This is a genomic window from Streptomyces sp. PsTaAH-124 (assembly GCF_000373685.1).
Lineage (GTDB): Bacteria > Actinomycetota > Actinomycetes > Streptomycetales > Streptomycetaceae > Streptomyces > Streptomyces andamanensis.
This window is the reverse complement of record NZ_KB892180.1, coordinates 179,859-202,765: the sequence shown is the minus strand read 5'-3', so window position 1 is coordinate 202,765 and position 22,907 is coordinate 179,859. Positions and strand designations below refer to the sequence as shown.

21 protein-coding genes are annotated in these 22,907 nt (G+C 73.2%); 13 read left to right on the top strand and 8 right to left on the bottom strand.

What is annotated here, in order from left to right; all coding sequences use genetic code 11:
- The first annotated feature begins 34 nt into the window (after positions 1-34).
- The 4 genes from B086_RS0124095 to B086_RS0124080 all read left to right on the top strand — a co-directional run bounded on the left by B086_RS0124095 (position 35) and on the right by B086_RS0124080 (position 4,432).
- Positions 35-1,522, top strand: coding sequence for a sensor histidine kinase (locus tag B086_RS0124095; RefSeq protein ID WP_018568999.1), 1,488 nt, complete (start codon positions 35-37; stop codon positions 1,520-1,522).
- Positions 1,519-2,193, top strand: a complete 675-nt coding sequence (locus tag B086_RS0124090; protein ID WP_018568998.1) for a response regulator — start codon at positions 1,519-1,521, stop codon at positions 2,191-2,193. Before B086_RS0124095 ends, B086_RS0124090 begins: the two co-directional genes overlap by 4 nt.
- Before the next feature lie 152 nt (positions 2,194-2,345).
- Positions 2,346-3,722, top strand: a complete 1,377-nt coding sequence (locus B086_RS0124085) for a sensor histidine kinase (RefSeq protein ID WP_018568997.1) — start codon at positions 2,346-2,348, stop codon at positions 3,720-3,722.
- Positions 3,719-4,432, top strand: a complete 714-nt coding sequence (locus tag B086_RS0124080; RefSeq protein WP_018568996.1) for a response regulator — start codon at positions 3,719-3,721, stop codon at positions 4,430-4,432. Before B086_RS0124085 ends, B086_RS0124080 begins: the two co-directional genes overlap by 4 nt.
- Here the strand turns inward: B086_RS0124080 and B086_RS0124075 are convergent.
- Positions 4,402-4,833 (bottom strand): ATP-binding protein, encoded by a 432-nt coding sequence (locus B086_RS0124075; protein ID WP_018568995.1) that lies wholly within the window; start codon positions 4,831-4,833, stop codon positions 4,402-4,404. The two genes, B086_RS0124080 and B086_RS0124075, sit on opposite strands and share 31 nt — an antisense overlap.
- Positions 4,834-5,054: 221 nt before the next feature.
- Here B086_RS0124075 and B086_RS0124070 point away from each other — a divergent pair, with 221 nt between their 5' ends.
- The 3 genes from B086_RS0124070 to B086_RS0124060 all read left to right on the top strand — a co-directional run bounded on the left by B086_RS0124070 (position 5,055) and on the right by B086_RS0124060 (position 7,483).
- Positions 5,055-5,906, top strand: a complete 852-nt coding sequence (locus tag B086_RS0124070) for a helix-turn-helix domain-containing protein (RefSeq protein ID WP_037873831.1) — start codon at positions 5,055-5,057, stop codon at positions 5,904-5,906.
- Between the two features lie 8 nt (positions 5,907-5,914).
- Positions 5,915-6,130 carry a DUF397 domain-containing protein gene (locus tag B086_RS0124065; protein ID WP_018568993.1) on the top strand — a complete coding sequence of 72 codons (216 nt, stop codon included), beginning with the start codon at positions 5,915-5,917 and terminating at the stop codon, positions 6,128-6,130.
- 114 nt (positions 6,131-6,244) lie between these two features.
- Complete coding sequence (locus tag B086_RS0124060) at positions 6,245-7,483, top strand: cytochrome P450 (protein ID WP_018568992.1); 1,239 nt, start codon at positions 6,245-6,247, stop codon at positions 7,481-7,483.
- 76 nt (positions 7,484-7,559) lie between these two features.
- Here the strand turns inward: B086_RS0124060 and B086_RS0124055 are convergent, their stop codons facing one another.
- Positions 7,560-8,420 carry a diacylglycerol kinase family protein gene (locus B086_RS0124055; protein WP_018568991.1) on the bottom strand — a complete coding sequence of 287 codons (861 nt, stop codon included), beginning with the start codon at positions 8,418-8,420 and terminating at the stop codon, positions 7,560-7,562.
- A 195-nt stretch (positions 8,421-8,615) separates the two neighbouring features.
- Between B086_RS0124055 and B086_RS0124050 the strand changes: the two genes are divergently transcribed.
- Complete coding sequence (locus B086_RS0124050) at positions 8,616-9,899, top strand: adenylosuccinate synthase (RefSeq protein WP_026252719.1); 1,284 nt, start codon at positions 8,616-8,618, stop codon at positions 9,897-9,899.
- Between the two features lie 144 nt (positions 9,900-10,043).
- On the opposite strand, the gene B086_RS0124045 is transcribed toward B086_RS0124050, so the two are convergent.
- From B086_RS0124045 to B086_RS0124035, 3 genes are all read right to left on the bottom strand, one after another.
- The gene (locus tag B086_RS0124045) at positions 10,044-10,694 is read right to left on the bottom strand and encodes a hypothetical protein (RefSeq protein ID WP_018568989.1); all 651 of its coding nucleotides are present in this window, start codon (positions 10,692-10,694) and stop codon (positions 10,044-10,046) included.
- Between the two features lie 110 nt (positions 10,695-10,804).
- Positions 10,805-11,563, bottom strand: coding sequence for a GntR family transcriptional regulator (locus B086_RS0124040; RefSeq protein WP_018568988.1), 759 nt, complete (start codon positions 11,561-11,563; stop codon positions 10,805-10,807).
- A gap of 160 nt (positions 11,564-11,723) precedes the next feature.
- Entirely contained in the window at positions 11,724-13,106 is a 1,383-nt protein-coding gene (locus B086_RS0124035; RefSeq protein WP_078531176.1) for an aspartate aminotransferase family protein, read from the bottom strand.
- A 273-nt stretch (positions 13,107-13,379) separates the two neighbouring features.
- Between B086_RS0124035 and B086_RS0124030 the strand changes: the two genes are divergently transcribed.
- Both B086_RS0124030 and B086_RS0124025 read left to right on the top strand, forming a co-directional pair.
- Positions 13,380-15,335: a serine/threonine-protein kinase gene (locus tag B086_RS0124030; RefSeq protein WP_018568986.1), complete on the top strand. Its 1,956-nt coding sequence runs from the start codon at positions 13,380-13,382 to the stop codon at positions 15,333-15,335.
- Positions 15,336-15,508: 173 nt separating this feature from the next.
- Entirely contained in the window at positions 15,509-17,038 is a 1,530-nt protein-coding gene (locus B086_RS0124025) for a substrate-binding domain-containing protein (RefSeq protein ID WP_018568985.1), read from the top strand.
- Between the two features lie 49 nt (positions 17,039-17,087).
- On the opposite strand, the gene B086_RS0124020 is transcribed toward B086_RS0124025, so the two are convergent.
- Positions 17,088-17,843 (bottom strand): SLATT domain-containing protein, encoded by a 756-nt coding sequence (locus B086_RS0124020; RefSeq protein ID WP_018568984.1) that lies wholly within the window; start codon positions 17,841-17,843, stop codon positions 17,088-17,090.
- Positions 17,844-18,144: 301 nt separating this feature from the next.
- Between B086_RS0124020 and B086_RS0124015 the strand changes: the two genes are divergently transcribed.
- The 3 genes from B086_RS0124015 to B086_RS0124005 all read left to right on the top strand — a co-directional run bounded on the left by B086_RS0124015 (position 18,145) and on the right by B086_RS0124005 (position 19,825).
- Entirely contained in the window at positions 18,145-18,489 is a 345-nt protein-coding gene (locus B086_RS0124015) for a YbaB/EbfC family nucleoid-associated protein (RefSeq protein WP_026252718.1), read from the top strand.
- Positions 18,490-18,573: 84 nt separating this feature from the next.
- The gene (gene recR / locus B086_RS0124010) at positions 18,574-19,173 is read left to right on the top strand and encodes a recombination mediator RecR (protein ID WP_018568982.1); all 600 of its coding nucleotides are present in this window, start codon (positions 18,574-18,576) and stop codon (positions 19,171-19,173) included.
- The gene (locus tag B086_RS0124005) at positions 19,166-19,825 is read left to right on the top strand and encodes a DUF5063 domain-containing protein (protein WP_018568981.1); all 660 of its coding nucleotides are present in this window, start codon (positions 19,166-19,168) and stop codon (positions 19,823-19,825) included. The genes recR and B086_RS0124005 overlap by 8 nt, the downstream gene beginning before the upstream one ends.
- Positions 19,826-19,933: 108 nt before the next feature.
- On the opposite strand, the gene B086_RS0124000 is transcribed toward B086_RS0124005, so the two are convergent.
- Entirely contained in the window at positions 19,934-21,793 is a 1,860-nt protein-coding gene (locus tag B086_RS0124000; protein WP_018568980.1) for a non-ribosomal peptide synthetase, read from the bottom strand.
- A gap of 115 nt (positions 21,794-21,908) precedes the next feature.
- Positions 21,909-22,847, bottom strand: a complete 939-nt coding sequence (locus tag B086_RS0123995; protein WP_018568979.1) for a DMT family transporter — start codon at positions 22,845-22,847, stop codon at positions 21,909-21,911.
- Between the last annotated feature and the right edge of the window lie 60 nt (positions 22,848-22,907).

The following is a 22,907-nucleotide window of genomic DNA, read 5'->3' as shown; positions in this document are numbered from 1 at the left end:
TCCGGCCCGAACGGAAGACCCTAGGCTGGGCGGCGTGCTGCGACGCCTCCGTACGACGCTGGGCGACCGCCCGTCACCGCTGGCCCCGCCCCTGTCCCGGTACCGCTGGCTGCGGGGGCTGGTCTATCTGGTGGTCCTCTGGCTCGCGCTGTTCCTGCCGCTGGCGGGCGGCCAGGACATCGCCCACGGCTACCGGCTCACCGGGCAGATCGGGTTCGCCGCGGGAGCGGCCCAGGCCGCCGCCGTCGTCCTGGCCCTGTGGCGGCCGGCCTCCGCGTGGGCGCTGTCCCTGGGCGCGGCGCTGGCCACCGCCGCCTGGGGGCGCGAGTCCCTGCTGCTCGCCCTCCACCTGGAGATGCCGGCCCCCGCTCCGACCGGTCTGTCACCGGGCGGCGGTCCGAGCTGGCCGTGGACGGTGCCGGAGATGGCGGCGCACACCGCCGTGCTGATCCTGTTCGCGCTGCGGCTGCCGGCCCGGCACGCGGTCGCCGCGCTGCTGGTCACCGGGCTGGCGACCTGGGGCCTCGAGGGCGTCGTCGGCGCCCGGGGGGTCACCGGTACGGGGATCGCGGCGTTCGCCGTGTTCGCCGTGGCCGTCCTGGTCGGCAGCGCTCTGCGCGGTCTGCGTGAGGCCCGCTCCCAGCTCGTCGAGCAGACCACGATCACCGCCGAGGAGCGGTCCCGGCGCACCCTCCTGGAGGAGCGCAGCCGCATCGCCCGGGAACTGCACGACGTGGTCGCCCATCACATGTCGGTCATCTCCATCCAGGCGCAGGTCGCCCCCCATCTCACCCCGCACCCCTCGGACGAGCTGAAGGAGAACCTGGCCGGCATCCGGCAGAACGCCCTGGAGGCGCTCGCCGAGCTGCGCCGGGTCCTCGGTGTGCTGCGTTCGGCCGACCCGGACGACCCCTACGGCCTGGGCGAGTCCGGGACGAGCGCCGCTCCCCGGGCCCCGCAGCCCACCCTCGACCGTCTCGGCGCGCTCGTGGAGAACACCCGCACCGCGGGTCTGACCGTCTCCATGGAGGTCACGGACGCCCGGGACGCCGCGGAGCCCTATCCGCCGGGCGTGGAGCTTTCGGCGTACCGGATCGTCCAGGAGGCGCTGAGCAACGCGCTGCGGCACGCGCCGGGGTCGACGGTCCGCGTCGAGGTCGCCCACGACCGCGCCGGTCTGCACCTGAGCGTGATCAACTCGCGTCCGCGGCATCCCGTCGCGCCGTCCCCGGGCGCCGGGCACGGCCTGCTCGGCATGCGCGAGCGGGCGGGCATGCTGGGCGGGCACGTCACCGCGACCAGAACCCTGCACGGAGGGTTCGCGGTCACCGCCTTCCTGCCCCGTGACGGCACGGTCCCGGACACCGAGCCGACCCCGCTCCCGGGCAACGTCCTCTCCGTGGTCCACCCGGACCCGGACAGCGTTCCCGTCATGTACCTCGAACTGCCGGCCGGGCCCGCCGCCCCAGAGGCCGCGCCCGATCCCGGCCCACCGCCCCGGACAGGAGAAGAGAACCCATGAGCAGCGGCACCATCCGCGTCCTCATCGCCGACGACCAGCAGATGGTCCGGCAGGGCTTCACCGTGCTGCTCGACACCCAGCCGGACATCGAGGTGGTCGGCCAGGCCGTGGACGGGCTGGACGCCGTCGCCAAGGTCGCCGAGTCCGCCCCGGACGTCGTCCTCATGGACATCCGCATGCCCGAGCTGAACGGCATCGAGGCCACCCGCCGCGTCACCGCGGCCACCCCCGGCACGAAGGTCCTGGTGCTCACCACCTTCGACCTCGACGAGTACGTGTACGAGGCGCTGTGCGCGGGCGCGTCCGGGTTCCTCCTCAAGGACGCCTCCGCCGACCAGCTGGCCGAGGCGGTCCGCGTGGTCGCGGCCGGTGACGCGCTGCTGGCACCGGGCATCACGCGCAAGCTGATCGCCGAGTTCTCCCGGATGAACGGCAAGCCCCGCGCCCCCCTGAAGGCCCGTGTCGGCGACCTCACCGAGCGGGAGACGGAGGTGCTCAGCCTGATCGCCCAGGGCCTGTCCAACGCGGAGATCGCCGAGCACCTCGTCGTCGCCGAGCAGACGGTGAAGACGCACGTCGGCCGCATCCTGGTGAAGCTGGGCCTGCGGGACCGCACGCAGGCGGCCGTGTTCGCGTACGAGTCGGGGCTGGTCCGTCCCTCGGGGTACTGAGCGCGGGCGGCGGCGGCCACCGGCCGGGGGAACCCGCCGCCGCGGACCGTGCGCGCGGCCGCGGACCGTACCCGTAGTACCTGAGAGGGACCCGGCAGGACCCCTCTCCAAGGGGACGACCGCGGCCCTCGCCGCCGCCTACCGTTTTCATCGTGACCGAGACGACTCAGACGCAGACGGCGCCGGACGGCGCGTTCAGCCCGTACAAACCCCGCAGCCCGGAGTACCGCCTCGCGGCCAACGCGCTGCGGGGGCTGCGCCAGGACCTGTTCCACGACGCCTCCGTGTACCGGCCGCTGCCCCGCATGAGGGTCGACGGCCCGCTGACCGGCCGACTGCCGGGCCGCCTGCGGGAGTACGCGGCGCACACACCGCACATCGTGGTGGCGGGCATCGCCGTGCTGACCATGATCGCCGCCTGGCTCGGTGCCGAGGGCGGTGTGGGGGCTCCGTTCTACGCGCTGGCGGTGCTGGTCCCGCCGCTGGTGACCCTGGTCCGTCCGGCCCTGGCCTTCTGGCTGGCGCTGGCCGTGACCGCGTTCTCGTCGGTGCTCTCCGGCGGTTACGGCCTGTGGCCCTGGCAGCCGCCCAACTTCATCTCCTACCTGACGGTGCTCACGGTCGTGGCCCTGCGCACCCGGCCACGTACGGCGGCCTGGATGTGGCTGATCACCGTGTTCTACACGGTCGCCGCCGAGTCCGTGCTCGGTTATCACTTCAGCAACAACTCGGCGCCCATGCTGCTGGTGTCCGCCCTCCTGCTGCTGGCCGTCACCGTCTGGCACATACGCAGGGACGCCGAGCAGACGGTGAGCGCCCAGCAGACGGTGACCGCGCACGAGCGCTCGCGCCGCACCCTCCTGGAGGAGCGCACCACCATCGCCCGCGAGCTGCACGACGTCGTGGCACACCACATGTCCGTGGTCGCCATCCAGGCCGAGGCCGCCCCCTACCGGGTCCAGGACCCGCCGCCGGAGCTGGAGAAGGCGTTCGCCACCATCCGGGAGAACGCGGTGGCGGCCCTCACCGAGCTGCGCCGGGTCCTCGGCGTCGTCCGCGCCGAGGACTACGAGGCCCCGGAGGCCCCGCAGCCCACCCTCGCCGACCTGGACCTCCTCCTGGAGAACGTGCGGGAGGCCGGTCTGAGCGTGGAGAAGGCCCTGACCGGCGCGGTGCGCGAACTCCCGCCGGGCGTCGAGCTGTCGGCGTACCGGATCGTGCAGGAGGCCCTGAGCAACACCCTGCGGCACGCGCCGGGCGCGAGCGCCCGGGTCGAGGTCGGCTATGTCCTCGGCGGCCTCGGCCTGCGGATCGTCAACGGTCCCGCGCCCGGCGGGTCGCTGGTCAAGCCCTCGCCCGGCAGCGGACACGGCATCACCGGTATGCGCGAGCGCGTCTCCATGCTGAACGGCGAGATGACGGTGGGCCCTGCGGACGACGGAGGGTACGAGGTGGCGGTGTTCCTGCCGGTGCCCCGGGACTCCGACCACGCGTCCGGTGACGGGACCGGCGGCGGGGCCGCGGCATGACGGCGGGCACGGGGAGCGCGCCGGGCGGGGCGGCACCGGCGGCCCCGATCCGGGTGCTGATCGCGGACGACCAGATGATGGTGCGGGAGGGTTTCTCGGTCCTGCTCAACGCCATGGCGGACATCGAGGTCGTCGGCGAGGCCGTCAACGGACGCGAGGCGGTGCGGCGGGTGCGCGAGCTGGCGCCGGACGTGGTGCTCATGGACATCCGCATGCCGGAGCTGAACGGCATCGAGGCGACCCGGGAGATAGTCGCCGCCGACGGCACCGCGAAGGTGCTGGTGCTCACCACCTTCGACCTCGACGAGTACGTGTACCAGGCGCTCCGGGCCGGGGCCTCCGGCTTCCTGCTCAAGGACGCCTCGGCGCGGCAGCTCGCCGACGGGGTGCGGGTGGTGGCGGCCGGCGAGGCGCTGCTCGCGCCCTCGGTCACCCGGCGGCTGATCACGGAGTTCTCCCGGATGTCAGGGCCACCGCCGCGCCCGGCGGGCGGCGTGCAGGCGGCCTACGGGGACCTGACCGAGCGGGAGACGGAGGTGCTGGTGCTGATCGCGCAGGGCCTGTCGAACGCGGAGATGGCCGAGCGGCTGGTGGTCGCCGAGTCCACGATCAAGACCCATGTGAGCCGGGTCCTGGTGAAGCTGGGCCTCAGAGACCGCACCCAGGCGGCGGTGTTCGCCTACGAGGCCCGGCTGGTCACACCGGGCTGAGCGGCGAGTTCGCACCATACGTACTTGCCGCGGTCGCCGAACCTGGAGAGGGGATGCCACCCCCACACGTCCGCGCAGGCCAGGACCAGTCCGAGCCCCCGGCCGGTCTCCTCGTCGGTGAGGTCCGCCAACCTCTCGGGCACGCCCGGTGGTTCGGGGTCGGCGTCCCACGCCCCGATCCGCAACACGGTGCCCGACCAGCGCACCCGCAGCGCGGCAGGGCCCTTGGTGTGCAGCACGGCGTTGGTGATCAGCTCGGCCGCGAGCAGTTCGGCGACGTCGACGAGACGGATCAGCCCGTGCATGGTGAGGATCAGGCGGAGAGTCCGGCGGCTGATGGTGACGGCGCGGGGGTCGTTGGGGATGTGGAGGGAGTATGCCCAGGGTTCGTTCGCGGACATGCGTCGACTCCGTTCGATGAGGAAGGAGAGAGGGGGGACGGCCTTCGGGGCGGTGGCATTGCCGCACCCGTCCTGGCAGGGCGGAGCGGTGCGCTTCCGGCGGCCCTGGGGCTTCACTGGGTGTGCTTCGCGTCACTGACGGTAGGGCAATAAATATTGCCCACGCAAGCGTGTGTCGTATTCTGACGCTCGAACGAGGCATGCCTACTTGAGGAGGGCAGGTGCCGCTGAGGAGTCACGCCAGCGCACGGCAAGTGCGTCTGGGCACCGAGCTGCGGCGCCTGCGGGAGGCGGCTGGGCTGAAGGCACGCGAGGCAGCGCAGTTGCTGAACTCGACATCTGCCCAGATCAGTCAGATGGAGCTGGGATTCGCTGGCGTCAGCAAAGAGCGAGTGCGGAGGCTCGCGGCCCACTACGCGTGTACGGACGACGCGTTGATCGACGCGCTCGTGGCGATGGCGACCGATCGCACGCGTGGCTGGTGGGAGGAGTACCGCGGCGTACTGCCGCCGGTGTTCCAGGACACCGCTGAAGCCGAGTATCACGCGGCCTTCTTGCGCGAGGTCGTGATCACACACGTCCCGGGACTGTTGCAAACCGCTGACTACGCTCGCGCGATCTACACCTACGTTCACCCCGGCATGCCGGAGAGCGAGCTGGAACCTCGGGTGGAACACCGAATGAAGCGGCGTGTTGTGATTGAGGGCGATGCTCCGACCCCGTACGAGACGCTGATCCACGAGTGTTCTCTCCGCGTCCGTGTGGCTGACCGTGATACCTCGCGTGCTCAACTCCTTGAGATCCTCGGCCAGATCGAAGAGGGTCACGCCAAGGTCCAGGTCATCCCGTTCGATCGGGACGGCTTCGGCGGCGCGGGGATCTCGATGATGTACGCGGGTGGCCCTCTGTCCAGGCTGGACACCGGTCTCCGGGATGCTCCCACGGGTGTCGCGTTCATCGATGCGGACGCACAACTGAAGCAGCTTCGGACACTCTTCCGTAGAATCCAGGACGCCTCGCTGGACCCTGTCGCGTCGAGGGACTTCATCCACCGCTTGACGAAGGAGCTGTGAGCCGAGCCATGACCGAGGCCCTGTGCTGGCGTAAGTCCACTTATTCGGGCGGTGGCGACGGCGACACCTGCGTCGAGATAGCTGTCCTCCCCAGTCACATAGCCATCCGCGACTCCAAGGCCCCCGCCCGGGCAACGCTTTCCGTCCCCGCCGCCTCCTTCCTCGCCTTCATCGAAGAGGTGAAGCGCGACGGGCAGGACGGGGCAGGCGGCGCCGGCCGGTGACTCCCGGTGTCACCGGACCGGGTGCGTAGACGATCGCCACCGCGTGGATCCGGCTCCTGCCGGGACCCGGTGCAGGCCCTGTTCAGACCGGGAAGGCGGGGCTAGCGTCCGTGCATGGCCGTTCCTCACGTACCGTCCGACCTCGGGTTCGATCCCTGGGACCCGGCGTTCGTCGCCGATCCGTACCCCGTCTACGCCGAACTGCGGGCCCGGGGCCGCGTGCTCCACTACGAGCGCACCGACCAGTGGCTGGTCCCGCACCACGCGGACGTGTCGGCGCTGCTGCGGGACCGGAGACTCGGCCGGACCTACCGGCACCGGTTCACGCACGAGGACTTCGGCCGCACCCCGCCCCCGGCGGAGCACGAGCCGTTCCACGTCCTCAACGACCACGGGATGCTCGACCTGGAACCGCCGGACCACACCCGGATCCGGCGGCTGGTGTCGAAGGCGTTCACCCCGCGCACCGTGGAGCGGCTGAAGCCGTACGTCCACGCGCTGGCGGACGACCTGGTCGCCGCACTCGTGGAGGCCGGCGGCGGCGATCTGCTCGCGGACGTCGCCGAGCCGCTGCCGGTGGCGGTGATCGCCGAGATGCTGGGCATCCCGGAGCAGCACCGGGCCCTGCTGCGCCCCTGGTCGGCGGCAATCTGCGGGATGTACGAGCTGAACCCGTCCGAGGAGACGGCGGCGAGCGCGGTGCGCGCCTCGGAGGAGTTCTCGGCGTATCTGCGGGAGCTGATCGCGGCCCGCCGCGCGGAGCCGGGGGACGACCTGATCTCCGGGCTGATCGCCGCGCACGACGAGGGAGACCGGCTGACCGAGCAGGAGATGATCTCCACGGCCGTGCTGCTCCTGAACGCCGGTCACGAGGCCACGGTGAACGCGACGGTCAACGGCTGGTGGGCCCTGTTCCGCAACCCGGACCAGCTCGCGGCGCTACGCGCGGACCACTCGCTGATCCCGTCCGCCGTCGAGGAGCTGATGCGCTACGACACCCCGTTGCAGCTCTTCGAGCGCTGGGTGCTGGACGAGATCGAGATCGACGGCACCACGATCCCGCGCGGCGCCGAGGTCGCCTTGCTCTTCGGCTCGGCCAACCACGACCCGGCCGTCTTCACCGCCCCCGGGCGTCTGGACCTGGCGCGCCGCGACAACCCCCACATCTCCTTCAGCGCCGGTATCCACTACTGCATCGGCGCCCCCCTCGCCCGTATCGAGCTGGCCGCCTCCATGGCCTCCCTCCTCACCCGGGCCCCGGCCCTCGCCCCCGTGACGCGGCCCCGGCAGAAGCCGAACTTCGTGATCCGCGGCCTGGAGGCGCTGGAGGTGCGGACGGAAGCGGAAGGATGACGGGGCGGCCGGACGGCCGGGCAGGGGCAGCCGCGCAGGGGGCAACCGGGCAGGGGGCTGCCATGGCCCGGGAGCGTCAGCCCTCGGCAGGCACCACCAGCCCCCACGCCCCCTCGCGCACCGTCCAGGTGCGGGTGCGGACCGGGCCCGAGACCACCGCGTCCGCGCGGTAGCGGTAGTGCGCGCCGGAGACGGTCACCGCGCGCCCCTCGGCGAGCAGGGGGGAGAGCTCCGCGCCCGGCCCCGACAGCGGCCGCACCTCCACCTCGGCCACGCCCCGGACACCGGGCACCACGGACACCGCCTCCACCGGCTCGTCCAGGTCCACCAGCGTCACCCCGTCGACCTCCACCCGCAGCCGCGCGGGCCCGGTTCCCGCCTGGGCCTCGGCCGCCGTGCGGGGCGGGCGGGCCACCAGGGTCCGTACGAGCGACTGGCAGGTCCGCAGCCAGTCCCGGTGCGCTCCCGCGCCGAGCACCGCCGGATCCGCCGGGGGCGGGACCAGCGGCGGGATCCGCAGCGCGCCCAGCACCACCCCGTCGCTGTCGTCGACGAGCAGGTCGAGCCGGCGCACGGAGCCGTCGAGCACCGCCCGCGCGGAGGCGACCGGGCCGGTCGGCACGCCCAGCGAGCGGGCCAGGGCCAGGGCGCCGCCGACCGGGACGACCGACAGCACGCATCCGGCCAGTTCCCGCCGCCGGTGCAGCAGGGTCACCGCCCGCAGCAGGGCCCGGTCGTCCCCGACCACCACCGGCCGCCGAGAGCCGCGCCGCGCCAGTGCGCGGGCGAACTCTTCCGGCCCCTCCGGCAGGCACACCTTCGTGGCGGCACCCGCGCTGAGCACGTCTTTTGCGATCCGTACGGACTCCCCGTCGGTCCGCCGGGCGGCCGGATCGATGATCACGAGCAGCGGATCGGACGTCGGATAGGTCGCCACCTCGGTCCTGCCTCGCTTCCTCGGGTAGCATCTTTGTGCAAGAGCCCCTTGCGCTATTGCGCCAGGGGCTTCGTCTATTCCGGGGCATCCGGTCCGACGGTTGCGCGACCGACGAGGGTCGCGCGGTGCACGCGGCGGTGAACCCGCGTACGCCCCTGACCTTGGACATGCCCCGCCCGGAAGGGGTGTACGCGCGTGCCCGCACTTGTGCTGCTCGGTGCTCAGTGGGGTGACGAGGGCAAGGGGAAGGCCACCGACCTGCTCGGTGGCTCCGTGGACTATGTGGTGCGTTACCAGGGCGGCAACAATGCTGGCCACACGGTCGTCGTGGGCGACCAGAAGTACGCACTGCACCTGCTCCCCTCCGGCATCCTCTCGCCCGGCTGTACGCCCGTCATCGGAAACGGCGTCGTCGTCGACCCGTCGGTCCTGCTCTCCGAGCTGAGCGGTCTGAACGAGCGCGGCGTCGACACGTCGAAGCTCCTGATCAGCGGAAACGCGCACATCATCACGCCGTACAACGTGACCGTCGACAAGGTGACGGAACGCTTCCTCGGCAAGCGCAAGATCGGCACCACCGGCCGCGGCATCGGCCCGACCTACGCGGACAAGATCAACCGCGTCGGCATCCGGGTCCAGGACCTGTACGACGAGTCGATCCTCACCCAGAAGGTCGAAGCGGCCCTCGACGCCAAGAACCAGATCCTCACCAAGCTCTACAACCGGCGCGCCATCGCCGTGGACCAGGTGGTCGAGGAGCTGCTGGGCTACGCGGAGCAGCTCGCGCCGTACGTCGCCGACACGGTCCTGGTGCTCAACCAGGCCCTGGAGGAGGACAAGGTCGTGCTGTTCGAGGGCGGTCAGGGCACCCTCCTCGACATCGACCACGGCACGTACCCCTTCGTGACCTCGTCCAACCCGACCGCGGGCGGTGCCTGCACCGGCGCCGGTGTCGGCCCGACGAAGATCAGCCGGGTCATCGGCATCCTCAAGGCGTACACCACCCGCGTGGGCTCGGGGCCGTTCCCGACCGAGCTGCTCGACGAGGACGGCGAGGCGCTGCGCCGCATCGGCGGCGAGCGCGGTGTGACCACCGGCCGCGACCGCCGCTGCGGCTGGTTCGACGCGGTGATCGCCCGCTACGCCACCCGCGTCAACGGCCTCACCGACTTCTTCCTCACCAAGCTCGACGTCCTCACGGGCTGGGAGCGGATCCCGGTCTGCGTCGCCTACGAGATCGACGGGCGCCGCGTCGAGGAGCTGCCCTACTCGCAGACCGACTTCCACCACGCCAAGCCGGTCTACGAGTACCTCCCGGGCTGGCAGGAGGACATCACGAAGGCCAAGACCTTCGCCGACCTGCCCAAGAACGCCCAGGACTACGTCAAGGCCCTGGAGGAGATGTCCGGCGCCCCGATCTCCGCGATCGGCGTCGGCCCCGGCCGGGACGAGACGATCGAGATCAACTCGTTCATCTGACCCACACCCCCGCCCCCGCCCCCGCCCCCGAACGGCGGCCGTCGCCCAGCGCGTCGGCCGCCGTCGGCGTTCCCGCCCGCCGCACACCGGTCCGGCGGGTTCCCGGTGCGGCGTTCACCGCGCACCGGGCGGGCCGGTGCCCGGTCAGCTGAAGACGATCATCGAGCCCTGGGCCAGGCTGCGGGTGGCCGCCGCGTGCAGGCCGAGCCAGACGTGGCGTTCGCGGGCGAAGGGGCTGGGGTCGTAGGGGGCGGGCGCGGCAGGCTGTTCGAGTTCGGTGGGGCCCGGCGGCGGGGCCGGGGGAGCCGGAGGGGCGGCCGGGTCGATGCCCAGGGCCGGGGCGACGTGCTGGAGTTCGCGCAGCAGGGCCTGGGAGGAGCCGAGCGGGCCGCCGCCGGCGAGGAGTTCGTCGTTGGACAGCGGGTGCGGGAAGTCCACGGGGACGTAGGCGCCCGCGTGGTCGTAGTGCCAGACCAGGTGGGACTGCTGTGCCGTCGTCTCGAACATCTCCAGCAACTGCTCGTAGTCGCCGCCCAGTTCGTCGACCGGGGTGAGCGGGAGGCCGCAGAGCTGGAGCAGATGGGCGCGGCGCAGGAAGTGCAGGGCGTCGTAGTCGAAGCCGGCCACCGGCGCGACGTCACCGGACAGGCCCGGCATGTACTGGTACACCGGCACCGGCGGCAGTCCGTTCTCCGCGAGCGCCTTGTTGTACTGCGCGAGTTCCTCGGCGAACGGGTTGTCGGGGGTGTGGCACAACACGTCGACGAGCGGTACCAGCCACAGGTCACAGGCCAAAGGAGGGCTCCTCACTCAGCGTTCGGCACGCGCGAAGCACAGTGGTCAACGAAGGGTAGTCGGTGCGGAGCGGACCGGCCCCACCCGTGCAGTTCCCCCGCCCGCCCCGCTCATGCGGCGCAGAGCCGCTCGACGAGGGCCAGGGAGTGCGCGTTGTAGGCGGAGACGAGGGTCTGCGCGGTGGTGATATCGCGGGACGCCAGGGCGTCCACGAGTTCGGTGTGGCCGCACCACAGGACACCCCGCAGATCACCGAGCCTGCGGAGCTGCTGCACCGCGCACACCCAGGACTGCACGCGCAGCCGGTGCAGGAAGTCGGCGAGGTGCGCGTTGCCGTACAGGGCGCTCAGCTCGCGCCAGAACCGCAGGTCGTAGCCGATCAGCACGGTCAGGTCGCCGGCGCTCGCCGCCCGCTGGGCCTCCTCGCCGCGCCGGCGCACCCCGGCGAGCACGGCGGCCGTGCGCGGATCCAGGGGCTCGCGCAGCATCGCCCGCGTCCGGGATCTCCCCCGGGCGCCCCCGGTCTCCGCGGCGCCGCCCGGTGCCTCGCCCGCGGCGGCCAGGACGCGGAACATGCCCTCGGTGACCAGGGCGCGGGCCTCGATCATCTCGCGGAAGGCGGCCGCCGAGTACACGCGCACCCGGAAGCCGCGGTGCTGGTCGGCGTCCAGCAGCCCCTGCGCGGACAGGTCCACCAGCGCCTCGCGCACCGGGGTCGCGGACACCCCGTACTGCTCGGCTATCTCCTTCACCGTGAACTCGCGCCCCGGCTGGAGCCGCCCGGACAGCACCTCGTCCCGCAGCGCGTCCGCGATCTGCTGGCGCAGGGTGCTGCGCGTCACGGCACCGGTTCCGCTGAAGCCGGGCATGGTCGGGGCGTCTCCCTCACGCGTGCGGTGGCGTACGCGTACATCTGCTCGTACGTCTGTCTGATCATGTACTCGTACGGGTGTATGTGTACGAGCACGCCACCTTACGCACTCCGGGGCGTTTCGAGGGACTCCCCGGTGCTCACCGGTGCTTTCCGGCCTACTCCGTGTGCTCGTCGGCCACGGACAGGGCCGCGTCCAGCGCCGCGAACCCCTCCTTCAGCTCGGCCTCGGTCACCGTGCACGGCGGGACGACGTGCGTGCGGTTCATGTTGATGAAGGGCCACAGGCCGTGCGCCTTGGCGGCGGCGCCGAAGGCCGCCATCGGGCCGTTCGCCGCACCGGCCGCGTTGTAGGGCACCAGCGGCTCGCGGGTCTCGCGGTTCTTCACCAGTTCCAGCGCCCAGAACATGCCGGTGCCGCGCACCTCGCCGACGCTCGGGTGCCGCTCGGCCAGCTCGCGCAGCCCGGGGCCGACCACCTCGGCACCCAGCCGCCGCGCGTTCTCGACGACCCCCTCCTCGGCCATCACGTTGATCGTCGCGACGGCCGCGGCGCAGGCCAGCGGGTGCCCCGAGTACGTCAGACCGCCCGGGTAGGGCCGCTTGCCGAACGTCTCGGCGATCTCCCCGGAGATGGCCACACCGCCCAGCGGCACATACCCCGAGTTCACGCCCTTGGCGAAGGTCATCAGGTCGGGGACGACCCCGGACAGGTCCGCGGCGAACCACTCACCGGTCCGCCCGAACCCGGCCATGACCTCGTCCAGCACGAACACGATCCCGTACTTGTCGCACAGCTCGCGCACCCCGGCGAGATAGCCCGGCGGCGGCACCATGATGCCCGCCGTGCCCGGGACCGTCTCCAGGATGAGCGCCGCGATCGTCGCGGGCCCCTCGAAGGCGATCGTCGTCTCCAGGTGCTCCAGCGCCCGCGCGCACTCCTCCTCCTCGGTCTGCGCGTAGAAGCGGGAGCGGTAGAGGTAGGGCGCCCAGAAGTGCACGACACCCGCCGCGCCGTCGTCGGAGGCCCAGCGGCGCGGGTCGCCGGTGATGTTCACGGCCTGCTGGGTGCCGCCGTGGTACGACCGGTACGCCGACAGCACCTTCGGCCGCCCGGTGTGCAGCCGGGCCATGCGGATCGCGTGCTCGACCGCGTCGGCGCCGCCGTTGGTGAAGAAGATCTTGTCCAGGTCGCCGGGGGTCCGCTCGGCGATCAGCCGGGCCGCCTCCGAGCGGGCCTCGACGGCGAACGCGGGAGCGAAGGTGGCCAGCGTCGCGGCCTGCTCCTGGATCGCGGCGACGACCTTGGGGTGCTGGTAGCCGATGTTGGTGAAGACGAGGCCGCTGGAGAAGTCCAGGTAGCGCCTGCCGTCGTAGTCCCAGAAGTACGACCCTTCGGCACCGGCCACCGCCGGCGGGTCGATCAGGTCCTGCGCGGACCAGGAGTGGAAGACGTGCGCGCGGTCGGCGGCCTTCACGGCCGCGCCGGCCTCGGGGTCCGGCTGCGGGGCCCGGTGGGCGGAAGAGGGCTGAGGGGTCATACCGCGAGCGTAGAGGCCGCCCCGGCGGAGCCGGTATCGGCGCCCTGTCTGCGGTGACGGCGATTTGACGACACCTTGTCGCGGGAAGCACGGGAATCGCGGGGAGCACAAGGGCGCGACGGGGAGCACGGGGGCGCGGGAGAGCGCGTACGGCCGGGCGGCCCGCTGTTACGGAACCGTCGACGGCGGGCCGCTGTCCGCCCGTGGTCCCCGCACTATCCTCGGGCTGACGCGCAGGGGCGTACCGGGCACATCGGGGGAGGCGGTTCTGCCATGGAGAAGCTGGCGCCCGGCGATCCGCGGGAGATCGGGGCGTACCGGCTGCTGGCGCGGCTCGGCGCGGGCGGCATGGGGCAGGTGTACCTGGCCCGCTCCGGCCGGGGCCGTACGGCCGCCGTGAAGGTGGTGCGGCAGGAACTGGCGCAGCAGGAGGAGTTCCGGGCCCGGTTCCGCCAGGAGGTGCGGGCCGCGCGCCGGGTCGGCGGGAACTGGACCGCGCCCGTGCTGGACGCGGACACCGAGGCCGCCGTGCCGTGGGTCGCCACCGGCTATGTCGCCGGGCCCAGCCTCCAGCGGGTCGTCGGTCATGACCACGGGCCGCTGCCCGAGCGGTCGGTGCGCGTCCTCGCCGCCGGTCTCGCCGAGGCGCTGCGGGACATCCACGCGGCCGGGCTCGTCCACCGCGACCTCAAACCGTCGAACGTGCTCGTCACCATCGACGGCCCCCGGGTCATCGACTTCGGCATCGCCCGCGCGCTGGAGACCGTCGCGGACGGCGGCCTCACCCGGACCGGGGCGCTGCTCGGCTCGCCCGGTTTCATGGCCCCCGAGCAGGTGCGCGGCGACCGGATCACCCCCGCCTGCGACATCTTCTGCCTGGGGTCCGTGCTCGCCTACGCCGCGACCGGCACCCTCCCCTTCGGCACCGCCGACAGCGGCGTGCACGCGCTGATGTACCGGATCGCCCAGGAGGAACCGGACCTGGACGCGCTGCCCGAGGGCATCGCCGACCTGGTCCGCGCCTGTCTGCGCAAGGACCCGGCGGCGCGGCCCGCGCTGGAGGAGATCCTGGAGCGCACCGGCGCCGAGGACACGGTGTGCGACGGCCGGCTCCGCGATCCGTGGCTGCCGGGCGCCCTGGTGGCCCAGCTCGGACGGCACGCGGTACGGCTGCTGGACGCGGAGAATCCCGAGGCGCCGCCACCGCCCGCCACTCCGCCCGGAGCCACCGGCCCCACCGCCCCCGCCCTGCTCACGGCGCCCGCCCCGCTCACCGGCCCCGCCGGTCCCGCCGCTCCCGAGGGGCTTCCGCAGCACGACTCCGCCTCCTCCTTCTCCCGCCCCCACCGGGAGCAACCGTCCGGCCACACCCCCGCGCACACCCCCGGCCCCGCCCCGGAAACCACGCCATGGCCCTCCCCGGAGCACGCCACCGCCGTCCGGCCCCCGGCCCCCGGCGCCCCCGCCGGACAGGGCCACGCACCGCCGGACCACCCGCCCACCCAGGCCGACCGCCCGGCGCCCGCACCCGCGTCCGTGCCCACACAGCAGGCGTACGGCCACCCCCAGCACCCCCACCCCCACCAGCACCCGCAGCCTCACCCGTACCGATCCGCCGACCCCCCGTACTTCGCCCCGGCCCCGGACCCGGCGCCGGACGGGCCGCGGCGCGGTGGTCCCTCCACGGTGGCGCTCCTCGCGGTGGCGCTGGTCGTCGCGCTCGGCGCGGGCGGTTCGGTCTACGCCCTGATGCAGGGCGGCGGGCACGAGGACAACCGCGGCGGCCCCGGTCCCTCGCCGACCGCCACCGCGTCCGGCACGGGCGGGCCGGACCCGTCCCCCACCGGCACGGGCGCACCGCCCGGCCCCTCGGACGGTGTGGTCCCCACCGGCTACCTCGGCACCTGGCGGTCGGCGATCGACAGCGAGCTGGGCTCGAACCCCCGGCGGCTCACCATCGCCCAGGGCGGTGTCGGGGACCGGGTGCTCACCCTGGTCGCGGACGGCCCCACCGCGACCGGCGGCACCTATCACTGCGTGTTCGAGGCCCGGCTGGTCCGGCGGCCGGACGCCGGCGGACCGCTGGAGCTCGGGCCCTCGACGGTCAGGGACGGCACGGGCGGCGCCTGCAATCCGGGCGCGGCCACCCAGGTGCTGCTGCTCCCGCAGGGCGGCCTCCAGCGCGTCAGCAAGGACGGCGGCGAGCGGCTGACCTACACCAAGGAGTGAGCGCGGAACGGGAGAAGCCGCCGGGCGTGACCCAACAGGGCGCGGAACACGGTGTGTTGCGCGCCCGTACGCCGAACTTCCTCCGTTCTTCACCGCCGTGTCCCCGACGCCGTCCCGCCCCGCCCGTACGGTGACCCCACGATCCGGCTCAGGAGAGTGGCGGGGGCACCACAGTGCAGTGGCTGAGCGCAGAGAACGTCGTGGCGGTGGGGACGGCGGTGCTCGGCATCGCCGCGTCGGGGGTGATGCTCTGGTACGAGCGCCGGGTACCGCGCCGTAAACGGGTCGGCTACCGCGTGCAGATGGACAACCCCATAGGGGACGACGTCCGTTCGGGCCGCGCCAACCGGCGCCTGGGCCTGTTCGACGAGACACCGGGCATGGCGGACGCGACGCTCGTCCTGCTGCGCGTCGAGAACGACGGCTCGCAGGGCATCGACCGCGACGACTACACCGGGCCCGAACGCCACGGGCTGACCGCGGTGTTCACCGACCGCACGGTCCGGGGCGTCTCGGTCACCCAGCCCAGCGACGCCGACCATCTGAGGGACCACTTCACGGCCGAGCGGGGCTTCGGCTACGAGGGCAACCGGCTGCGCATCCCGCGCGTCCCGCTCAACCGCGGCGACCACTTCAAGCTGCTCGTCCTGCTCTCCGGCGGCGACGTGGGCGGCGGGATCCGGCTGACCGGCGGCATCCGCGAGGGCGAGGTGCACCCCAACCGCAGCGCCACCCCCGACGACAAGCCGCCCCTGTTCAGCCGGGCCGCCCGCACGATCACGATCCTGCTCACCGCGTGCGTGGTGGCGCTGGCGGCGCTCGTCGTGGTCCGCGACGACGACCCGCCGCCGATCGGCTGCGCGCGGGGCACGCTCACCCTCACCGGTTCGACGGCCTTCGCGCCCGTCCTGCGCGAGGTGGCGCAGAAGTACCAGCGGGACTGCGCGGGCGCGCACATCACCGTGGATCCGCACGGCTCGGCAGCGGGCGTACGGGAGCTCGCGGCGGCGGGTGCCAAGGCCGCCGGGGGCGCCCCGGCGGTCGTCACCCTCTCCGACGGGCCCAAGCCGGACGGGCTGCCGCAGCTGCGCGAGAACCGGGTGGCGGTGTCGGCGTTCGCGCTGGTGGTCAACGACGCCGTGCCGCTGCGCGACCTGTCCACGCGGGACGTACGGCGGCTGTACCGCGGGCAGATCGCCAACTGGCGGGAGCTGGACGGCCCCGACCTCCCGGTCGTCCTGGTCAGCCGGGACTCCGGCTCGGGCACCCGGCAGGTGCTCCAGCGGCGGGTGCTGGGCAACCGGGCGGAGATCAGCGACTCCTCGGCGGACTGCGTCCACAAGGACGACGCCACCGCGCCCGTCGTGCGCTGCGAGCTGGACACCACCGAGCAGGTGCTGGCCCAGGTGGCGAAGGTGCGCGGGGCGATCGGCTACAGCGAGCTGAACGCGGCGGCCGGTGCGAAGGGCGTGCACCGGCTCGGCCTGGACGGCGAGGCGGCGTCGGTGGACGCGCTGGAGCGCGGCACGAGCGCCTACCCGTACCGGGAGATCGAGTACGCCTACACCTACGGCAGGCCGCCCGCCGACTCCCTGGCGTCCAGTTTCCTCACCTACCTCACACGGGGGAACGGCCAGAACGTCATCCGCACCCACGGGCACGTCCCGTGCTGGACCCCGGAGGGCCTGCGGCTCTGCGCGTGAGGGCGGCACCCGGGCCCCGCGCCGGTGACCGGTGTCCCGGCCGGAGGCTCTACCGGGGCTCGGGGGGCCGCTGGCGCGGCATGTTCGGCCGGGTGCCGCCCGGCGGCAGCGGGAAGCGGCCCGGACCGGTGCCGCCGGGCTCCGGGCGCGCGCCGCCCTGCACCGCTGAGTGGAGCCCCGCCGGCGCCGCCCCGACGCGGAACTCCACCATCCAGCCGGCCGTCTCGGCCCGCACCAGCTCGGTCACGTCCTCCGTGAAGCGCCGCAGCACCGCCAGGCACCGCTCGGCGGCCTCGCCCGCCGTGCCCTCGGCCGGGCCGAGCACCTCCCGCACGCTCTCGGTGGCCCAGTCGAACTGGAGCAGGTGCAGCCGCCGCTGCACGGCCTGCGCGGTCGCCACGTCCCGCATCCAGCCCGAGGTCACGCCGAAGTACCGGTCGGTCGCGACGCACGCCACCGACAGCAGCAGCGCCAGATACCCCCAGGGCGCCGCCCCGCGGGCCGGCCCGGTCAGGTCCAGCAGCGGCAGCGCCGCCCCGGCCAGCGCCCCCGCCGCCGCCCCGCACCGCAGCGCCCGCGCGCCGCGCCGCTTCCACACCCGCTCCGCGAGGTACCAGGCGGCGGTCTGGAGCGCGCCGCGCTCCACCCACCGGTACAGCTCGTCCAGCCGCCGGGCCGGGTCGCCCCAGTCGCCGGGCGGGAACACCCGCCCGGTCAGGTCCCCGGGCAGCGGCCCGGCCGCCGCCGCCCCGCCCTCCCACCCGTCCCGAGGGTGACGCTCGGGCTGCATCTCCGGCTGACCCACCCGGCACTCCCTACTGATCACCTACTGATCACGTTCTGTGACGCTGGCTGACCGCCGGACCCCTTCCTACCCCCCAACGGGTGGCGAAGCGGGGGAATGCGGTGCTTTTCCGCCCGGAAGAGGGCCTTGATCAGGTATAGGACGCACCCGTAACTCACTCGAAAGAGTGGCGGGGCGCCGCCCGCCGGGACCACGTAGGCTCGTGCCAGCGGGGAATCGCCGGTGCGCCGGCGGACGGGCCCCGCCCGGAGACCGGGCCGTCCGGATCATCCGGACGCACGGAGGAAAGCAGGAGCTGATCGTGATTCCCGGTGGTGGCCAGCCCAACATGCAGCAGCTGCTCCAGCAGGCCCAGAAGATGCAGCAGGACCTGGCACAGGCCCAGGAGGAGCTGGCGCGCACCGAGGTCGACGGGCAGGCGGGCGGCGGCCTGGTGAAGGCCACCGTCACCGGCGCCGGCGAGCTGCGCGCCCTGAAGATCGACCCGAAGGCCGTGGACCCCGAGGACACCGAGACCCTCGCGGACCTGGTCGTGGCGGCCGTCCAGGCGGCCAACGAGAACGCCCAGGCGCTCCAGCAGCAGAAGCTCGGCCCGCTGGCCCAGGGCCTCGGCGGCGGCAGCGGCATCCCCGGGCTGCCTTTCTAGGCGGCCCCCGGGCAACTACGGTACGTACCGAAGCAGCACACACCGAAACAGCGGCACACGCAGAGCAGGAAGGACGGGCGTCCGGTGTACGAAGGCGTGGTCCAGGACCTCATCGACGAACTGGGGCGGCTGCCCGGCGTCGGTCCCAAGAGCGCGCAGCGGATCGCCTTCCACATCCTCCAGGCGGAGCCGACGGACGTGCGCCGGCTCGCCCACGCCCTGCTGGAGGTGAAGGCGAAGGTCCGCTTCTGCGCCGTCTGCGGCAACGTGGCGCAGGAGGAGCTGTGCGGCATCTGCCGTGACAGCCGCCGCGACCAGAGCGTCATCTGCGTGGTCGAGGAGCCCAAGGACGTCGTCGCGATCGAGCGGACCCGCGAGTTCCGCGGCCGGTACCACGTCCTCGGCGGGGCGATCAGCCCGATCGAGGGCGTCGGCCCCGACGATCTGCGCATCCGGGAGCTGCTGGCCCGCCTCGCCGACGGCACGGTCACGGAGCTCATCCTGGCCACGGACCCGAACCTGGAGGGCGAGGCGACGGCGACGTACCTCGCCCGCATGATCAAGCCCATGGGCCTCAAGGTCACCCGCCTGGCCAGCGGCCTCCCGGTGGGCGGCGACCTGGAGTACGCGGACGAGGTGACCCTCGGCCGCGCCTTCGAGGGGAGACGACTCCTAGATGTCTGACGCCACGCTGCACGCGACCAGCCAGAACCCCGACGACTTCGCGGTCCAGATCGCCGACCAGATCGAGAGCTTCCTGGTCGCCGTCACCGAGGTCGCCAAGGGCGACGAGCCGGACTCCGCGGTGCCCTTCCTCCTGCTGGAGGTCTCCCAGCTGCTGCTGGCCGGCGGCCGGCTCGGCGCGCACGAGGACATCGTCCCCGACGAGCGCTACGAGCCCGACCCGGGCCCGGAGCAGGACGCGGACGTCCTCCGCGAGAACCTGGGCCGCCTGCTGGAGCCCATCGACGTCTACTCCGAGGTCTTCGACCCCTACGAGCCGCGCCGCGCCCCGGTGCCCGCGCGGATCTCCGACGACCTCGCCGACGTCGTCGCCGATCTGCGCCACGGCATGGTCCACTACCGCGCGGGCCGCACCACCGAGGCGCTGTGGTGGTGGCAGTTCTCCTACTTCTCCAACTGGGGCGGCACCGCCTCGGCGGCCCTGCGCGCCCTCCAGTCCCTGGTCGCCCATGTGCGCCTCAACCAGCCCCTGGAGGAGCTGGACGGCCTCGACACCGACCAGGGCATGGGCGACGAGACGCTGGAGTTCGAGGCGGGCCGGGTCATGGCGGAGGAGATCGGCGGTCCGCTCGGGCTGCCCCGGGCCAAGTGAGCCCGGCCCGCCCGCTCTGAGTCCGGCCCGCTCCTTCGCGTCCTTCGCGGCGCGGCGGCGAGGCGGCCCGCCGCGAAGCACGGCAGCGCAGGGCGTCGGCCGTCCCGGTCAGGTGCGTACGTCCCCGCAACCGGCGGCCGGGACGGAGACGGCCGGGACGGGGGCCGAGGCCGCCGCGTCCCGCACATGGGCGGCGATGCCCCGCACCGTCGGGTCCTCGAAGAACTCCGCCAGCGTCATGTCCGCGCCGAACCGCCTGCTCACCTGGGTCAGCAGCCGGATCGCGAGCATCGACTGCCCGCCGGCCTCGAAGAAGTCCTCCTCGTGGCCGACGCCCGGCACGTCCAGCAGACCGCTCATGAGCGCGGCGATCTCGTCGTCCATCGTGTCCGCGCCCGCCGGGCCCGCCGCGCCGTCCGCCGGGGCGGCCGGGGCCTCGGGGGCGGGCAGCCGCTCCCGGTCGATCTTCATGTTGGCGTTCTTCGGCAGCTCGGGCAGCCGGGTCAGCCGGGACGGGAGCATGTAGTCGGGGAGCCGGTCGCGCAGGAACGCCCTCAGGGCGGCCGTGTCCGGGGCCTTCTCGCCCGCCCCCACGTAGTAGCTGAGGAGCGTCCGGTCCCCCGAGCGGGCGTCGGTGCCGGCGACCGTCACCGCCTCCCTGATCCCGGGGTGGCGCAGCAGCGCCGCGTCGACCTCGTTCGTCTCGACCATGAAGCCCCGGATCTTGACCTGGAAGTCGGCCCGGCCGAGGAAGTCCAGCGAGCCGTCCGGCAGTTCGCGCACCAGATCGCCCGTGGCGTACATGCGGGCCCCGGGTCCAGCGGCGAAGGGGTCCGGCAGGAACCGCTCCTTGGTCAGGTCCGGGCGGCCGAGATAGCCGCGCGCCACGCCGTCACCGCCGACGTGGAGCTGGCCGGTCTCCCCGGCGGGCACCGGGCGCAGTTCGTCGTCGAGCACGTAGCACGTGGTGTGCGAGACGGGCACGCCGATCGGCACCCGCACCTGGTCGGCGGGCATCGGCCCGACCCGGTGCGCGGTGGCGATCGTCGTGCACTCGGCGGGCCCGTACCCGTTGACCAGGTGGCAGCCCGGAACCGCGGCCACGGCGTTGGCCTGGTCGACCGCCAGGGCGTCGCCGCCGACCAGGATCTGGGAGACGGTGGCGAACGTCGCCGGGTCGTCCCCCGCGAGCTGGTTGAACAGGGGTGTCGCCATCACCACGGTGTCGATGCGGCGTTCGCGCAGCGCGGTCGCCAGGCGGCCCGGCGAGAGGACGGTGTCGCGGTCGAACCCGATGAGCTCGCCGCCGTTGAGCAGCGCGCCCCACACCTCGACGGTGGCGGCGTCGAAGGCCGCGTTGGAGATCTGCGCGACCCGGTCGCCCGCGTCGAACGTGAGGTAGTCGGCGTCCCGGGTGCGGCGGACGACGTTGCGGTGCGTCGTGCAGATCCCCTTGGGCGTGCCGGTCGAACCCGAGGTGTACATCACGAAGGCCAGGTCCTCGGGTCCCGCGCCGCCGTCCGTGCGGGCGTCCAGGGCGGCGTCGTCCCGTATGCCCCGCCCCAGGTCTCCGGCGGCCGTGAGCACCGGGATGCCGAGGCCGCTTGGGTCGTCCGTGCCGGCCTCGGTGAGCAGGGCCACCGGCTCGGACTCCTGGAGGATCATGCGCAGCCGGGCGGCCGGCTGCGCCGGGTCCAGCGCGAGATAGGCGCCGCCGGCCTTGACGGTGGCGAGCATGCCCAGGACCACACCGATGCCGCGGTCGGCGAGGATCGCCACCAGCCGGCCGGGCCGTACGCCCCGGTCGCGCAGCCGGATCGCCAGGGAGTTGGTGACCCGGTCGAGCTGCCGGTACGTCAGCGTGACGGAACCATAGGTGAGGGCGGGTGCCTCGGGCCGGCGTACGACGTGCTGCGCGAACAGATCGCTCAGCGAACCGTCCTCGGGCCGGGCGGCGGGCTTGGGCATGGGCGTCCAGTCCATTCTCGTCGGATGACGGGTGGTCGGCGGGGCGGGGCCGGCCGCCACACCGGCGCATGACGGCGCCGGCGTTCCCGATCATCCCGTGGCCGGTAACCGGTACCTAGGCGCGCTCGCCCACCGAGGCGGGTTCGGGTGCCGCGGCTTCGGCCACGGACGTCCGCCGTTCGACGACCCCGAGCGCCACCCCCGCGACGATGATCGCCCCGCCGAGCACCTGCCCGAGCCGGACCGTCTCCCCGTTGATGACCACGGCACCGAGCACACCGAACACCGGTACCAGGTTGAGGATGTTGACCGCGACGCTGGAGGTCATGCGGCGCAGCCCGTAGTTGTAGAGGAGGAAGCCGCCGACGGAGCACGCCACGGCCAGATAGACGAGCAGCAGCGAGGCCGATCCGTCCGGTACGTGCCAGTCCCCGGCCTCCAGACAGGAGGCGAGCAGGAAGCCGGCGGCGCCGGCCACGGTCTGGTAGTAGGTGAGGTCCAGGGCGTCGTGGCCGCGGCCCATGGACTTGACCAGCACGTTGTAGCCCCCCCAGACCAGGCCGCCCAGCAGCAGCAGGACATCGCCGAGCCAGCGCGAACTGCCCCCGACCTGTGCGCCGTTGCGCACGACCAGGAACGCCCCCGCGGTGGCGAGCAGGACGCCGCCGACCCGCAGCAGCGGCATCCTCGCCCTGAACAGCACCAGTTCCAGCAGCATGGTCATCAGCGGGTAGGTGGCCACGATCAGGGAGGCGTCGGAGGCCGTCGACAGTTCGACGCCGATGTTCTCCAGGACGAAGTAGGCCGTGATGCCGAGCAGTCCGCTGAGGTAGATCAGGCGCCGCTGGCGGGCGTCGGGCCGGGTCCCCGGGCGGCGGCGCAGCCGCATCATCACCGCGAGCAGCCCGGCGGCGAGCGTGAAGCGGATGGCGCCGATGCTCAGCGGTCCGACGTCCGACAGCACCTGCTTGGTCACCGCGTAGGAACTGCTCCAGAAGAGGGCCGCCGCCACCACGGCGCCGAGCGCCAGGATCCGTCCTTTCCTCTCGTCCACCGCAGGTCTCCTTCTCCGTCGTCCGCACGCACAGGGTCCGCCCGGCTCGCGCCGCAGAGA

Coding starts and splice junctions, on each gene's coding strand:
- B086_RS0124080 (WP_018568996.1), top strand. CDS start 3,719: ATGACGGCGGGCACGGGGAGCGCGCCGGGCGGGGCGGCACCGGCGGCC.
- B086_RS0124060 (WP_018568992.1), top strand. CDS start 6,245: ATGGCCGTTCCTCACGTACCGTCCGACCTCGGGTTCGATCCCTGGGAC.
- B086_RS0124075 (WP_018568995.1), bottom strand. CDS start 4,833: ATGTCCGCGAACGAACCCTGGGCATACTCCCTCCACATCCCCAACGAC.
- B086_RS0124065 (WP_018568993.1), top strand. CDS start 5,915: ATGACCGAGGCCCTGTGCTGGCGTAAGTCCACTTATTCGGGCGGTGGC.
- B086_RS0124000 (WP_018568980.1), bottom strand. CDS start 21,793: ATGCCCAAGCCCGCCGCCCGGCCCGAGGACGGTTCGCTGAGCGATCTG.
- B086_RS0124090 (WP_018568998.1), top strand. CDS start 1,519: ATGAGCAGCGGCACCATCCGCGTCCTCATCGCCGACGACCAGCAGATG.
- B086_RS0124035 (WP_078531176.1), bottom strand. CDS start 13,106: ATGACCCCTCAGCCCTCTTCCGCCCACCGGGCCCCGCAGCCGGACCCC.
- B086_RS0124030 (WP_018568986.1), top strand. CDS start 13,380: ATGGAGAAGCTGGCGCCCGGCGATCCGCGGGAGATCGGGGCGTACCGG.
- B086_RS0124005 (WP_018568981.1), top strand. CDS start 19,166: ATGTCTGACGCCACGCTGCACGCGACCAGCCAGAACCCCGACGACTTC.
- B086_RS0124040 (WP_018568988.1), bottom strand. CDS start 11,563: ATGCCCGGCTTCAGCGGAACCGGTGCCGTGACGCGCAGCACCCTGCGC.